The 14,895-nt window shown below is 63.9% G+C and carries 12 protein-coding genes; 11 read left to right on the top strand and 1 reads right to left on the bottom strand.

All coding sequences use genetic code 11. The features are described from left to right. Positions 1-542: hypothetical protein (locus tag VLJ37_05885; GenBank protein ID HSA59198.1), on the top strand; the 542-nt coding region annotated here is incomplete at its 5' end. 85 nt (positions 543-627) lie between these two features. Here the strand turns inward: VLJ37_05885 and VLJ37_05880 are convergent. After that, the gene (locus VLJ37_05880; protein ID HSA59197.1) at positions 628-1,122 is read right to left on the bottom strand and encodes a transposase; all 495 of its coding nucleotides are present in this window, start codon (positions 1,120-1,122) and stop codon (positions 628-630) included. Positions 1,123-1,395: 273 nt separating this feature from the next. Here VLJ37_05880 and VLJ37_05875 point away from each other — a divergent pair, with 273 nt between their 5' ends. The 10 genes from VLJ37_05875 to VLJ37_05830 form a co-directional block, all read left to right on the top strand. Next, on the top strand, positions 1,396-3,054 hold the full coding sequence (locus tag VLJ37_05875) for a hypothetical protein (protein ID HSA59196.1): 1,659 nt from the start codon (positions 1,396-1,398) through the stop codon (positions 3,052-3,054). A gap of 21 nt (positions 3,055-3,075) precedes the next feature. Next, positions 3,076-4,527 (top strand): hypothetical protein, encoded by a 1,452-nt coding sequence (locus tag VLJ37_05870; protein ID HSA59195.1) that lies wholly within the window; start codon positions 3,076-3,078, stop codon positions 4,525-4,527. 141 nt (positions 4,528-4,668) lie between these two features. Next, positions 4,669-5,190 (top strand): hypothetical protein, encoded by a 522-nt coding sequence (locus VLJ37_05865; GenBank protein ID HSA59194.1) that lies wholly within the window; start codon positions 4,669-4,671, stop codon positions 5,188-5,190. Then, positions 5,177-6,145, top strand: a complete 969-nt coding sequence (locus VLJ37_05860; GenBank protein HSA59193.1) for a hypothetical protein — start codon at positions 5,177-5,179, stop codon at positions 6,143-6,145. The genes VLJ37_05865 and VLJ37_05860 overlap by 14 nt, the downstream gene beginning before the upstream one ends. A gap of 127 nt (positions 6,146-6,272) precedes the next feature. Continuing rightward, positions 6,273-8,015 carry a hypothetical protein gene (locus VLJ37_05855; protein HSA59192.1) on the top strand — a complete coding sequence of 581 codons (1,743 nt, stop codon included), beginning with the start codon at positions 6,273-6,275 and terminating at the stop codon, positions 8,013-8,015. A gap of 35 nt (positions 8,016-8,050) precedes the next feature. Continuing rightward, positions 8,051-9,640, top strand: coding sequence for a hypothetical protein (locus VLJ37_05850; GenBank protein HSA59191.1), 1,590 nt, complete (start codon positions 8,051-8,053; stop codon positions 9,638-9,640). Positions 9,641-9,767: 127 nt separating this feature from the next. Beyond that, positions 9,768-10,274: a hypothetical protein gene (locus VLJ37_05845; GenBank protein ID HSA59190.1), complete on the top strand. Its 507-nt coding sequence runs from the start codon at positions 9,768-9,770 to the stop codon at positions 10,272-10,274. Next, entirely contained in the window at positions 10,271-11,236 is a 966-nt protein-coding gene (locus VLJ37_05840) for a hypothetical protein (protein ID HSA59189.1), read from the top strand. Before VLJ37_05845 ends, VLJ37_05840 begins: the two co-directional genes overlap by 4 nt. Positions 11,237-11,505: 269 nt before the next feature. Beyond that, on the top strand, positions 11,506-13,425 hold the full coding sequence (locus tag VLJ37_05835; GenBank protein ID HSA59188.1) for a hypothetical protein: 1,920 nt from the start codon (positions 11,506-11,508) through the stop codon (positions 13,423-13,425). A 27-nt stretch (positions 13,426-13,452) separates the two neighbouring features. Then, positions 13,453-14,895 (top strand): hypothetical protein (locus tag VLJ37_05830; GenBank protein HSA59187.1); only part of this gene is annotated, 1,443 nt, incomplete at its 3' end.

The following is a 14,895-nucleotide window of genomic DNA, read 5'->3' as shown; positions in this document are numbered from 1 at the left end:
ACTATGAGGAAGGCGTCGCCGGCGATCTGTCCGCCTATCTCCTCGATGATCGCCTTCATCTGCGGAACGTCCGCGACTACCTCCTCATGCGCGGCTGGCTCCAGGGCGTCATCGAATGCCTGCGCCGCCGTCCCGACTGGGGGGGCCGCGAACAGGCCAAGATCCTCGCCGGGAATTTTTCCTCCATCATCCTCAGGGCCCTCCACAACGCCGACGTCGGCTATGCCGCGAAGGCGGTCTCCGTTCTCCCTCGCATGATCGCCCGCCTCGACCAGGCCGCGAGACGCCTGGCCGCGAGCGAACCCGAGGCCGCGCACTTCCTGCGCAAGAACCGCTCCACCATCCTCACGCGCGCCCTCCACAGCGGCTACCTCGATTACGCCGAACAGGCGGCGGAAGGGCTTCCTCGCGTCCTCAAGGAACTGAATCAAGAAATTTCCCGCCTCGAAACGTCCTCGCCCGAAGACGCGCGCCGTCTCCGCGACAACACGGCCGCCGCCGTCTACCGCGCGCTTACGAATGGAAAGTTTGATCTTCTTTAAGACCGGTGTAGGGGCGTGATTCATCACGCCCATGATTCATCCCATGATTCATCACGCCCAAAACGGGGCGCAATGAATTGCGCCCCTACATGTTTTCGGGATCGTTTCCCCAATTTTTGGGATTATCCCGGATATAACGCCGCACCCGTTCCAATTCGCCGTTCACCCGAATGATTCTTTCGTAATAATTCCTCTGCCAAATGGGGATGGATGAATCAATGCGATGGACTTCGCGGGTTGCGATCGCCTTAAAATGTCGAATGACCTCGCCCAACGTCGGGGCTCGATTCCCGGGCGCCATCAATGGCGCCCCGACAAGACGAATAATCCCGTGAAGATGGTTAGGCATGACGACAAATTCATCCAACTGCGCATTGGGAAATTTGTTCGGCAATTCTTGCCAGCAATCGCGGACGACGCGACCTATAGGGCTGATTTTTAAACTCCCGTCGACGACATCTCCAAGGAGATGAAACCTATTCCACGTGCAGATCGTTACAAAATAGGCACGCGGCGTCCGATAATCGAACCCTTGGAGGCGGATGGAACGGCGCGCGTGCCGGAAGGAGTCGCAACGCACGCCTTATTGTCGGCACACCCGCATCATCAAGTTGTTTCGCCAATGTAGGGGCGCAATTCATTGCGCCCCCACTTGAATCGTCTGTAAACATCGCGTCCGCGATTTTTTCCAACCCGCAAGTTTCTTCCAATCCGTAGAATAGTGCCTCTCCGAGCGACTTCCCCCGCAATGTTTTGCTTTCCCGCCCGAACATAAAATTAGCGGCGCGCGCTCATTCACGGAATTTTTTGAGACGCGAACCTAGGACCTAAATCATTATTTGGGAGGATCGACATGAGCATCACCATCACCGTCGGCAACAAGCCCCACACGATCGAAGGCGACGGCGCGATCGACACGAGAGAAGAAGCGGAAGCGGCGCTGACGTTCCTTCCGGACGGCAGCAAGGACTCGGTGGTCGCTGGCGGCAACACTTATACCCGCGATCAGCTGGTCGCGATCCGGGACGGGGCCAATGGCGGCGAGGTCCAAGGGGAAGGGCTCTCCCATGGCGCGGCCATCGAGGTTCACGGCACGTCGGATCGGGGAGACGTCGGCCACGGGGAAGCGAGTCTCCGTCCGAGCTACCGGCTGGGAGTTCCCCTGAAGAGAGGCGACGGCCTCCGGCTCCACCTGGACGGCGTCGCCGGCGTCGACTTCGCAAAGGCCGGGCGCGATTTCACCACGCCCGGCGGTGACGGCGTCGAATCGGGCTATACGAGCGTCTCGGCAGTCGTGGGCGCGGATCTCCGCCTCACCCCGCCCATCCTGAATCATCGCCTGTGGGCGGCCATCGGCGTGCGGGGCTTGGTCGGCGGATTCGGAACCGAAGACAGCGAAATGGTCTCGCTCCCGCCGTCGTGCACGCCGGACCAGTTCGGGCGCACCGAATGCGATCCCGCGGGACCGCGCTCGGGCAACGCCGGAACGAAAGGACTCTGGAACCCGCGCGTCCATAACGCGCGCGGCACGTCGGGAACGGTCTTAGGAGTTGAAGTTCCCGTGACTGTCGGCGTCACCGCCGCGCGCGGGACGTGGGGGTCGTTGGACGTTTTCGGCGGCCCGAAATGGAGCTACCGGACCCTCTCCCCCAAGGACGGGGACGGCATCGACTTCGGCGCCTTCGGCGGATTCATCGGCGTCGCCGGACGGTTCGGCGGGGCGGATTCCGCCGTTCCCGCAAAACCCGCACCGGTCGCGAAGGCCGTCACGCCTCCGGCGCCCAAGCCTCCCGCGGACAAGGACGGGGACGGCGTTCCGGACGCCGAGGACAAGTGCCCGGACGTGAAGGGCACCAAGGAAAACAAGGGCTGCCCGGCCTTTGATGCGAGCGTGACCTCCTCCCCCGTCGCGGTCAAGGCACAGGAGAAGTTCCCGGTAGGCGTCAAGGTCGGATCCGCCTCCAAGGTCCGGGTCGCTTTCAAGGATGAGGCGGGAACGGTCAACAACAGCAATTCGGTTCTGGTGGACGAGGGCAATTCCAATTCCGAGTTCAGCGTCCCCGCGGAACTTAAATCCGGAAAGTACAAGCTCGTCGTGACGTTCGAAGACGTCGCGACACACGTGAAAAAAGTCGAGGAGAAGGACATCGTCATCGTCGAAAATGTCACGGGCGACATGCCGGCAACCTTCCCTCCGAATCAGAAACCCTTCATCAAGGATCTCAAAGTCTCGGGCATGGAAAAGTTGGAGGGTGTCACTTACGAAATTGAAGGCATCGAGATCAAAGACGGAAAATCGGTCGGTGTCGCGAAGAGCCCTCAACCTTTGACCATCGAAGAAAAGAAGGGGACGGAGGTCATCTTTCAGAATGCCCCCGAAAAGAAGGGCTGGAGAAAGGACGTCAAGTACGTCGTCACCTTCAAGAATAAGGAAGGCCAAGTGGTCCTGGTCAAGACATTCGAGGTCGGCCAGGCCGCGGCGGGCAAGGGCGGCGGGAGAAAGCGTCTGTAAACGAATTAAGGAGAAACGATCATGTCCAACCCAGCATTTGACGCGGCGATGCTTCTGCGTGGTCTCCGGGCGATGGATGCCGCCTTGGGCGAGGGTTACAACGTCGCCTCTCACACCTGCATCCCCGCCCCCGTCGTCTATTCGAGCGCCTTTCCCGAGGCGGGCATCGATTTCAGCAAGTACCAGGGGGTCGAGGGACTCAAGGGCACCTGGCGGGGCTGGATGTATGAAGACGGCGGCAAAGGCCAGCTCAAGGGCAACGTTCACCCGGACATCGAGGAGACCGCTGTCGAGGCCTTCGGCATCCTGGAGAAATGCGACAAGTCCAAAGACGGGCACCTCACAAAGCCGGAATGGGAGACCTGCCAACGAGGGAGATCGGCCGAGGATCAGCTGTGGGACCTGGAATTCCTGACCGCACTCTACAACGTAACCGGCAAGATGTTGATCCTCGAAAAGAACGAGCCCCTGAATCCCGCAAATCCCGACACCTACCCCGAACTGATTCAGGCCCGCGCGGACGCTCAGAAGACGATCGCCGGCAAAGACGCCCAAATTTCGGAGAAGGACGGAAGGATCTCGATCTTGAAGACGGATCTCGGCAAGGTGCGGGACGAGGCCGCGCTCTATCAGAAGATCTCCTATGGCCTCGGCAGCAGCCTCGGCCTGGTGGCCCTGATCTTCGGGATTCGAGCGCTCTGGAGAGGCCGCTCACGCCCCGTTCCCCCGGAGGACAAACCGGCGGTGATCCAACGCTATGGGCTCCCCCAGCATCCCGAAACGAAGCCCCGCGTCGTGAGCGACACCACGGAGACAAAGCCGGCCCCTGAAAAGCCGGAACCCAGGGTCGTGAAGGACACCGCCGGCGCAAAGACGGTCGTCGTGGCGGACGACATCGCCGATGCCCTTAAAGAGATCGACGGCTCCAAGTCCCCCGCGGACGGAGTGCGGCCGAGCGGCCCTCCCGTCTCGGGCGACGTGACCGAGGAGAACGTCATCATCACGGGGGATCACGCGGCGCCCGTCTCCGGCGTCGACGCGCACGTCATCCGGTCTCAAATCCTCCTCACCTACCGCCACATGATGTCCCAGGCCGCCCGCGAGGCCCTCCTCAACGGTCAGCCGCTCCCGACGGACGACAAGGAACTGGTCAACAGCGAATTCATGAAGGAGCTGACTCAGATGGTCGACCGGGTGACGGCGGACTATTACAGCTCGGATCCCAAATCCCTGGAAGACATGTGGAGGACCCAACTCGACGACCGCGGCTACATCGTCCGGCGCGGGGTTCCCCAGAGGCTCCTTCTCAGTTCCTGCGGCAGGTTCATGGAAGAGGACGCGGCCAAGGCCCAGTCACCCTTCGCGGGGGGCCGGGGCGCGACGATCCGCGTCGAGGCCGAGCGGCGCGCGGGCGAGACCGACTTTTTCGAGAAGGGCATGCGCGAATGGATGCGCCACATCGGGCGAAAGTAGATTTCTCATTATAGGAAATCTTGGAAATTCCTATTAGCAGAAATAGCGCTTCCTTTTCAGAGATACAAGAATAATAAGTAAATAATATCAGTATCTTACAAGTCAGGACCTCAGGCATCCATGTTGCATTTCTTGTCGGATATGCTGGATCGAGACAAGGTATTGGACGCCTTTCGCCAGGCCTTGGCCGTGCTTCGCCGGGAGAGGCCTTCCGAGGGGGTCAGTCCCCGGATCGTGGGCCTTCGTGCGCATGGGATCTACTGCGCGGCCTTGGGACCGGGCGAGAAGAGGCCCTCCTCCGAGACGTTCCGTAAATTCGCCACCGGCCAGCTCCCCCTCCCCGAGGTCGTCGAACTCCTCCTGAAGGCCGGCGTTCGCCCCACCCTGCCCCAGCGCCTGGACCGGCGGCGACTCCGTTCGGTTTTCGAGCAGGCGATTCAAAGGCTGGAGAGCCGCCTTCTCAAGGGTCAGGCGCGGCCCCGCCAGATCGTCCGGCGCGCCTACGAGCTCTATACCCGCGACGCCGACGAAAACGCGCCGCGGCCGTCGCACCGCACCTTTGAAGGGCTCGTCTACGGCAAGACGGCGGACACGGAAATTCTTTCACTCATCGAATCGGCGCTGATCAAAAAGAAAGGGCTGGCCGGGCATGGACCGAACTGACAAGCGCGGACACGCCGACAACATCCTCGCCCAGATCCGATCCTGCCTGGACGCGGCCACGAGCCGGCCGGGCCTGGTCAAGGCCAGCGTCTACCAGACCGAGGGGTATTTGAGAGGGCTCCAGGGTCTGGCGTGGGAGACCCCGGCCTCCGCGACGCCCTCCGAGGGAGACCCCGCCGCGGTGTTCTTGCACGACGTCCGCCACGGCAAGACCGCCCTCCGCGGCCGGCTCAAGAAGGGTTCCACATCGTCCCTCAAGACGTTCCTCCTCGGGTTGTGCGAGACGTTTCCCGAGGCGAAGGACAAGCCGTTCTCGATGGCCTTGGCGCGGCTTTGGGTCCGCTGGAGCGCCGATCGGGAGGACTCCCCTCTCGAGATCGGGCAGCGCATCGGACGCCTTCTCAAACAGGAATACGAAGAAGGCGTCGCCGGCGATCTCTCCCCTTACCTTCTCGACGACCGCCTCCACCTGCGCAACGTCCGCGATTATCTCCACATGCGCGGGTGGCTTCAGGGCACCATCGAATTCCTGCGGCGCCAACCCGACTGGGCCAGCCGCGAAAGGGCCGGGATTCTCGCCGGAAATTTCTCGTCGATCGTCCTCCGGTCCCTCCACAATGCCTGCGTCGGCTATGCCTCCGACGTGGTCTCGCATCTGCCCCATATGATCTCCCGGCTCGATGAGGCCACGAAAGGGCTCGAGGCCACGGAACCGGAAGCGGCGCATTTCCTGCGCAAGAACCGGTCCACCATCCTCACGCGCGCCCTCCACAGCGGGTATCTCGATTACGCCGGCCAGGCGGCCGAGGAACTCCCCCGCGCCCTCGAACGTTTGCATCAGAAGATCTCCCGCCTCGAAGCGTCCTCTCCCGAAGACGCGCGCGAACTTCGCGCCAACCTCCCCTCGTCCATTTATCGCGCCCTCACCAACGGCGATTTCGAATCGCTCGTTTAAGAATTACCCATTCAGGGAATTCCGCTCTGGGCGCGGCTTTCCGCGCAATGTTTCGTTCTCCCGACCGAACATTATTTCAGCGACGCACAATCGCGCAGAGACAATTTTCTATTTAGGAGGAATCGTCATGGCAGACAAAATCAACAACGTCGGCGGCGACACGACGGCGGCAAGCGGCATGGCGAACGGTGTCGCGCTCGAGGGCTATTACGCCGGAGGCGCCGGCGAAAAAGGACACAGCGGCGAAGGAGTCCGATTGTCGTGGGTCCCAAGCTGGCTCCTCGGCGGCGATCAGCACACCCTGCACCTCGGACTTCCGGTCGGCCTCGACGTCGGCCACTTCAACAAGGATTACACCCTTCCGGGCGGCGGAGACGCCAACTCGGCGTTCACGCGCTACGGGCTCCGCGTCGCCCCTTCCTTGAACTGGATCCCGCCTTGGCTGGATCGGCGATTCTCGCTGGGCGTCGGCTTCGGTCTTGGAGTCGGAGGATTCTCAACGGCGGACAGCGACACGGTCTCCCTCCCGCCTACCTGCACGCCCGGCGATTTCGGCCGCTCGGAATGCGAGCCCTCGGCGGGACCGCGCACGGGCAACGCCGGTTCGTCGGGACTCCTGTTCCCCAGACGCGGTTCCTCCCGGGGCGCCAATGGCGCCTATCTGGACTTTGGGTTCCCCCTCACCGCCGGGATCACGTTCGCCCGCGGCGATTGGGGCAAGATCGGCGGCTTCGCCACCTTTGAGCCGGGCCATACGCACCTGATGCCCACGGACGGAGGCGCCTTCGGTTTCACGAGATGGATGGGCCTTCTGGGCATCCAAGCCTCCTTCGGCGGCAGCGCGGTCGAAAAACCGCGCCGCACCGAAAACCCGACGCCGCCGCCTGCCGCGCCCGACCGCGCCCCCGCGGTCACGCACACGGCCGGAGAGGCGCTGACTTTGGCCGACGACGCCGCCGTCCGCAAATTCGCGGGTCTCGGCCCCGACGCCAAGATCCTGGGCGTTCAATTCGACAACCTGCCCGAAGACACCTCGGCCCCGTACGAGATCCCGGCCTCGGCCATGACGGTCGGCGCCCACGAGATCAAGATCCGCTACCGCAATCCGAAGGACACGGCGGACCGGATCAAGATCGTCCCCTTGACGGTCGGCGAGCCCGCCAAGGTCAGCGACAACGGGGCCAGCTACGGCGCCGTCCTCAACATGCCCGCGACGGCCGTCCGGCTCGCGCCGGACGTGGTGGGCGGAGCGCCGGTCGAGCGGCCGGTCCCGGTCGGCAACGTCCAGACGACGGCCGACTTCCCGGCGAACTCGAACTACCAGCTCTACGTGGACGGAAATCCGGTCGGCAAACCCCAGGCCCTGCCCGCGGACCGCAACACGCCGCTCGCGTTGCCGGCAACGGTCGCGAACGGACCCCATCAGGTCCAGCTCCGCGTGATGCGCCCGAACCAGCCGACGATCATCTACCCGACGGTGAACGTGGCGGTGGGTCCGGCGACGGTAACGCTCAGCAAGGCGGAACCCCAACCCCGGCCGCCTGAGCCCGTGTACAGCTACACGACGGCGTCGCTCATCGTCGACATGGACTCCAGCGGCGAGGCCAAGGAGGTCCGCATCCGGACGTCGGCGAACAAGGTGCTCTGGTCCGGCGGCCTGAACAAGGGAGCGAACAGCGTCACCCTCATCGAAAAGGGCGGGGCGCGCGAAAACTACAGCGGCACCCTCATCATCGAGCAGAAGAACGGAGCCGACTGGGTCAAGATCGGCGAAACCCGCTCCGTGGAAATCAAGAAGCCCGGCGGGGGCGGCGGCGGTGGCGGCGGCGGCGGCAAGGTGCCCACGCTCGGGGGCAAGAAAGGCAAATAACAGCCGGTGACTGGTCCGCACTTTTGGAGGTTCCCATGTCCTGTCCTGAAATCTCTGCCGGCAAGCTCGGCAATGTTAAATCGCTGGAAGACGCCTACCGGGCCCTCGCGATCCTGCGTCCGAAGAACGGCGCCGGAGAACAACCCCCCCGCCTGGTCCTTCCCGAGGGCTACGACGCAAAGGAGTTCAATTACCTGGTCGGAACGGATAGCCAGACGTTCAACATCGCGCCTCTGTATGCCAACGGCTCCGAGAAGTTGAATTGCCTGCTCAAGGCCCTGGGCTACAACGCCGACCGGGCCCGCAAGATCGACGAGGAGGCCGGCGCCACGAAGGACGACCAGGCCTACGAACAATACATGGCCAACCTGACACCTCAGGACGCGCTGACATACAATCTTTACCGGACGCTCGACGTCGTGGACTATTTCCGGAAAGACGCCGTCCCGGGCAAGGAGGAAGCCGGCGGCAACACCGACGGAAACCCCGACCAGATCTCGACGAAGGAGCTCGACACCTGGGCCTGGGCCGCGTCGAAAAAGGACGAGAAGGAATTTTTCAAACAGGGAGGCGACGTCGTCGCGCGTCTGCACGCGCTCTTGGGCATCGCCGCCTATTTGGACGCCCATCCGACAGAGCCGGACGCAGGAGTTTCCGATTCGGGCCCCAAGGTCGTCCTCTCGACCGTCCCTTCGAACAGCGCGGCCGCCGCCTGCCCATCGGCGCCGGCTTCCGAAAAGAAGGAAGAACCGAAGAACCCCCCTTCCCCGGGCGGCATCCTGTCCCTGGTCCTCGGCGCGGCCGCCCTGGCGAGCATCGTCACTTATGCCGTGATGAAAAACCGCGGTCAGAAGACGCCCCTCGATCCGACTCCGGACGCGGGCGGTTCGAAAAAGCCGGCCTCAAAACCGCGTGTCGTAGACGACACCACCGAAGCGCCCAAGACCGCCGCCGAAAAAACGGCTCCCCGCGTCGTGAGCGACACGACGGGTGAGGCAAAGGCCCCGGCCGCAGGCGCGAAGACCGTCGCCGTGGCCGATGACATCGCCAGCGCCTTGTCCGAGATCGACCGCAACGTCTCCCCCGCGGGCGGAGCGCGGCCGAGCGGCGCCCCCCTCTCCGGCGGCGTGACCCCCGAGAACGTCATCATCCATGGCGACAAGGGCGAGGCCGTCTCGGGCGTGGACCCGGCCGTCATCCGGTCTCAAATCGTCCTGACGTACCGCCACTTTTTGTCCCAAGCGGCCCGCGAGGCCCTCGTCAGCGGAAAGCCCTTGCCCGCGGACGCCGAATTGGTCCACAGCGCCTACACCGAACGGCTGAACGAGATGGTCGACGCGGTCACGAGCGCCTATCACAAGATGGGTCCGGACGACCTGGCCGAGATGTGGAAGATGCAGCGCGAGGACCGCGGCTACATCACGCGCCGGGGCGTCCCGCAGCGCCTCCTGATGAGCGCGTGCGGCGAATTCATCGATGCCGACGCGGCCCGGGCCCATTCGCCCTTCGCGGGCGGCATGGGCGCCGAGATCCGCACCGAGGCCGAGCGCCGCGCGGGTGAAACCGACTTTTTCGAGAAGGGCATGCGGGAATTCCTCAAGGACCCGGCCCGGCTCGGTCGCTAAACGCCCGGATGTTCATCTTGTAACTTTCCGGTCACAAGATGACTCCCTTCCGTGTGCACTCCCGCGCGCATTCCTTTAAAATCACTGGGTATTTTGGATGGCATTGCCCTTGCTCTTTATGCTATCCATGCTGGACCGAAAAAGGATCGTGGCCTCATTTGAACAGGCTCTCGTCGCACTCAAGGCGGGCCCGCGGAAGGACTCTTTGAGCCCGCGCGCCGTGGCCGTTCGCGCGCATGAGATCTACCGGTCGGGAGCGGCGCCGGGCGAAAACCCGTCGTCGTGGGAGACCTTCCGCCGTTTCACCGCGGGCCGTCTCGCCATTCCGGAGGTCGTCGAACTCTTGAACGCCGCCGGCATCCGCTCCGCGGCGCGGGCGCGCCTGGATCGACAAAAACTGCGGCACGTTTTTGAGGAAGCCATCCAGAGGATGGAGGCCCGCCTCGTCAAAGGCCAGGCGAAACCCCTTCAGATCGCCCGCCGCGCCTACGCCATCTATACCCAAGACGCGGCCGATCACCTGACGCAGCCCTCGCACCACACCTTTGAACGATTGATCTACGGCAAGACCGCCGACCCGGAGATCCTGACGCTCATCGAGTCCGCCTCCAAACGGAAGGACGATTCCCGATGAGCCGGAAGACCCCCATCGACGACATCCTCACCCAGATCCGCTCCTGCCTGGACGCGGCCACGAGCCGGCCCGGGCTCGTGAAGGCGAGCGTCACCCAGACCGAAGGCTATTTGAGGGGACTTCAAGGATTGCCATGGGAACCTCCTGCGGCGAAGGCGCCGTCGCCGGACGATCCGGCCTCCCTCTTTCTCCACGACATCCGGAACGGATCGGTCGCCCTCCGCGGGCGGATCAAAAACGGTTCCGCAGCGTCCCTCAAGACGTTCCTCAAAGGGTTTTTCGAGTCGTTTCCCGAATCCGCCGAAAAACCGTTCACGCGGGCGCTCGGGAGGCTTTGGGTCCGCTGGGGAGGTGAGAGAGACGACGGATGCCTTGCGACGGCCCGGCGTCTCGGTCAATTGTTGAAGCAGGAATACGAAGAAGGCGTGGCCGGCGAACTCTCCGCCTATATCCTCGACGACAGGCTCCACTTGAGAAACGTGCGCGACTATCTCCGCATGCGCGGTTGGCTGACGGGCGCCATCGAGTGTCTCCGCCGCCGCCCCGACTGGGAAGGCCGCGAGCAGGCGGACATTCTCGCGGCGAACTTCTCGTCCATCGTCCTGCGCGCCCTGCATAACGCGAACGTGGATTACGCCGCCGAGGCCGTCGCAAAACTCCCCGCGATGATTCGCGATCTGGACCGGGCGATCGGGCGCCTCGCCGCGAAGAATCCCGAGGCCGCGCACTTCCTCCGCAACAACCGCCTGACGATCCTCACGCACGCCCTCCACAGCGGCTACCTCGACTACGGAGACCGCGCCGTTCAAGAACTGCCGTCCCTCTTGAAGACATTAAACGAAAAGATCGGCCGACTCGAACTCTCGTCCCCCGAATCCGCCCGAACCCTCCGGGACAATCTCCCCGCCGCCATCTACCGCGCCTTGACCACAGGGCTATTCCAGAAAATCACGAATCCTTAGCCCAGTACCGACGCACTCTGCGATTTAAGGTCTCGTCGGTAACGGCAAGATCGAGTCGCTTGATTAGAAGAAGATTTTCCGCCATTTCCAAAACTTCCCAATCCGAAAAAATTTCCCATTCTCATAAAACGCGCGCCCAGAGCGGCTTTCCGCGCAATGTTTTGACCGCCTGACCGAACATAAATTCAGCGGCGCGCATTCACTCTCAGAAATTTTTGCGGCGCTAGCGGCGAAGACACTTAACCGGCAACTTTTTAGGAGGGATCGTCATGAGCATCACCATCACCGTCCGACCCAAGGACGCGGCTTCCGGCGGAAAGGACCAAACGATCGAGGGCGACGGCGCGATCGACACCAAAGAGGAAGCGGAAGCGGCCTTGACCTACCTCCCCGAAGGCAGCACGGACACGGTGGTCGCGGGCAAGGACACCTACACGCGCGAGAAGTTGATCGAGATCCGCGACGGCAAGAAGGACGCCCCCAAGGACGGCGGAGGCGTCAACGACGGCGTGAACCACGGCATCGCCCTCAAAGGAAACGGCTACGGCGGCGTGAGCGATCCCGCCCACGGCGGCGGCGGCTTCAGCCTGACCTACGTCCCCGGCATTCCTCTTCTCACCGGAGACACCCGCCTGTTCCTCGACCCGTCATTCGGCTTCCGTTTGAACAGCGGCTCCATGGACTACCAGCTCCCCGGGGGAGGCGAAGCCAGTTCCAGCTTCCTCAGTTACGGCGCGACCCTGGGCGCGGCCCTTCGCCTCGTCCCTCCCGTTTTGGATCATCGCCTTTGGGCGGGCCTCGGTGTCGATTTCGGGATCGCGGGATTTTCCTCCCCGGACAGCGAGATGGTCTCCCTCCCGCCTTCCTGCACGCCGGGCGATTTCGGCCGCGGCGAGTGCGAACCGGGCGCGGGACCGCGTTCGGGCAACGCGGGAACAAAAGGTCTCTTTAACCCGCGCGTCGGCAACTCCCGCGGCGCCTCGGGCGTCGCCCTGGATTTTGACATCCCCCTCACGGTCGGCGTCGACATCGCACGCGGCGACTGGGGCAACCTGGGCCTCTTCGCCCAGTTCATCCCGGGCGTGACCGGCGTGCTGCCAGGCGACGGCGACGGCTTCAGCTTCTGGAGAGTGGGCGGCGGCGGCGGGGTCGCGGTCCGCTTCGGCGGCAGCGCGGTCGAGAAAAAACCCGCCGCGGACGTGAAGCCCAAGAAGGCCGACGGCGAGAAGCCCGTCGAGATCAAGGGCGCCACGATCGACGCCACGGTTAGCGCCGCCGACGACGCGCAGCAGTTCACGGTGAAATTCAATCCCCCCGTCACCGGCGAGGTGAAGGGGGCCTCCATCGTCGACGCCAAGGGCAAGAAGGTGACGGACGCCGACGTCGATCCCACCAAGCTGAACCAGACCGGCGAAGTGGTCGTGAAACCCAAGACGGCGCTGACGGCCGGCGAATACACCGTCGTCATCGAGATGACGGTCGACGGCAAACCCGCGGTCGCCAAGGCGGCGCTGAAGGTCGCCGGCGACTTCAAGGTCGCCGACTTCGCGACGAGCCTCAGGGGCGACGTGCAGCAGGGCGCCTCCTACTCGGTCGAGCAGAAGCTGAGTTCGGAGGCCACGCTCACAGTCGTCTACGTTAAGAAGACGGACACCGGACGCCGCGGCGCCATCGCCGGCAAGGACGACACGGTCGGCAAGATGAGCTCGGGCACCAACAAACGCGAGAACCTGCCGGTCAAGCCGGACCTTCCCGCGGGCGAGTACTTCGTCGACTTCGTCTACGAGAAGGACGGCGTCAAGGTGGTCCGGACGACCTCGATCAAGGTCGCCGAAAAACCCAAGACGGTCGAGGCCGCGTCCCTCCGCAAGACCGGAAGCAACCCGTACCTCGGCGACGGCCTGTCGGTCTGGGTCACGCTGGAGAGGGAAGCCCTGGAAGACACGCCGGTGGAGGTCGTCGTCGGAAACGCCAAGAAGACCGGAACGGTCAAGAAGGGCCAGAAGGAGTCCGAGGAGATCGTGATGTGGAGCAAGGGCTACGGCAACGCGCGCAGCGCGGCCGGGTCCGGAGAACACGTGATCCAGGCGACCCCGAAGGGCGGCAAGACGCTCAAGGGAGACACCATCCGGGTGCCGGGTGGCGGTGGCGGACCCGTGCCCCCGAAGAAGGACCGAAAAGTTCAGTAACCGGATGACCGACAACGTGGAGGACTTATGGCCGAGTGCCGTGCATTGCCGTCCAACTTTCAGCAGATCCTGACGGAGATCGATCAGCAGGATGCCAAGAACGCCACGGAGAAGGCGAGACAATTCCCCCTTTTGGACCTCTACCGACGGCTTGATGCCCGCCATCAGTTCGATTCCAAGGCCGCGCCCGACGCCAGAGACGCCTTCACGAAGATGGGTCTCGAGGGCCGGCCCGCCGACCTCCCGTACATGGACGGCGAGGCCTTCCGCCTGGACGTCTATACCGACGACAATCTGGCCTGCCTCTTCAGGACAACCGGCTACGACCGCGAAAAAATCGACAAAGCGGTCAAGGACGCCAGGGCCAAGGGCGGAGACGAGGCCGTCGATTCCTACACGAACAGCCTCCGGCCGATTCACCGTTCCATCTATAATGCCTTAAGCCTCTTCGACGACATCCGGAAACAGTACGGAGCGGATGGGAAAATGGATCGCGACGAATACACGAAATTCGTCGAAAAGGAATTCGGAGCGACCCAGACGGACGAGGAATTCGCGGCGAACGGCCAGCGCGTGGTGGAAAACGCCCACGTCATCTTGGGTCTGTTGAACTTCCTCACGACGCCGGCGCCCAAGGAGCCCGATGCAAAGGCGCCCGATGCGGGAGCTCCCGATCCCGTGCCCCCCGTTGCGAGCGGCGGCCCCCGGGTCGTCTCCTCCTCGGTCCCCGGGGACGCCGGTGCCGATTCGGCCCCGGCGCCCGTCAATCCGGCGCCCGCTCCCGCGTCTCCCGATGGCGGCCTCCCCGACTGGCTCAAGTACGTCATCGGCGCCGGCGGCGCGGCCGCCCTCTACGGCCTCTACCGCGTCTTCACAAATCGCGGCGATGCGGCCGAACCCAAACACCCGGACGCCAAGGCGGCGGTCCGTCAGCAACAGATCGAGGACGACGGCATCCCCTCGCGCCGCGAAAAGAAACCCCGCGTCGTGAACGACACCACGGAAGCGAAGCCCGCTCCCGAAAAGGCGGGCCCCAAGGTCGTGAAGGACACGACCGGCCCGGCCCAGGGCGAATCGAAGCCACCGGCCGGAGGCGCGACGGTCGCCATGGCGGACGACATCGCCGAAGCCTTGAAGGGCATCGACGACTCCAAGTCCCCCGCGGGCGGCGCGCGGCCGAGCGGCGCCCCCGCCCCGGGCGGCGTGACCCCCGAGAACGTCATCATCAGCGGGCCCAACGCGGAAGCCGTCTCGGGCGTGGACCCTCACGTCATCCGCGCGCAGATCGTACTCACGTACCGGCGCTTTCTCTCCCAGACGGCCCGCGATGCCCTGCTCGGCGGGAAGGACCTGCCCGCGGGAGGCGACCTCGTCAACAGCGCCTTCACCGAACGGGTGAACGAGATGGTCGATGCGGTCATGCGCGAGTACCACAAGATGAGCCAGGACGACCTGACCGACATGTGGCGG

The organism is bacterium, from assembly GCA_035454885.1.
Classification (GTDB): Bacteria; UBA10199; UBA10199; order JACPAL01.
This window is presented reverse-complemented; position numbering and strand designations above follow the sequence as displayed.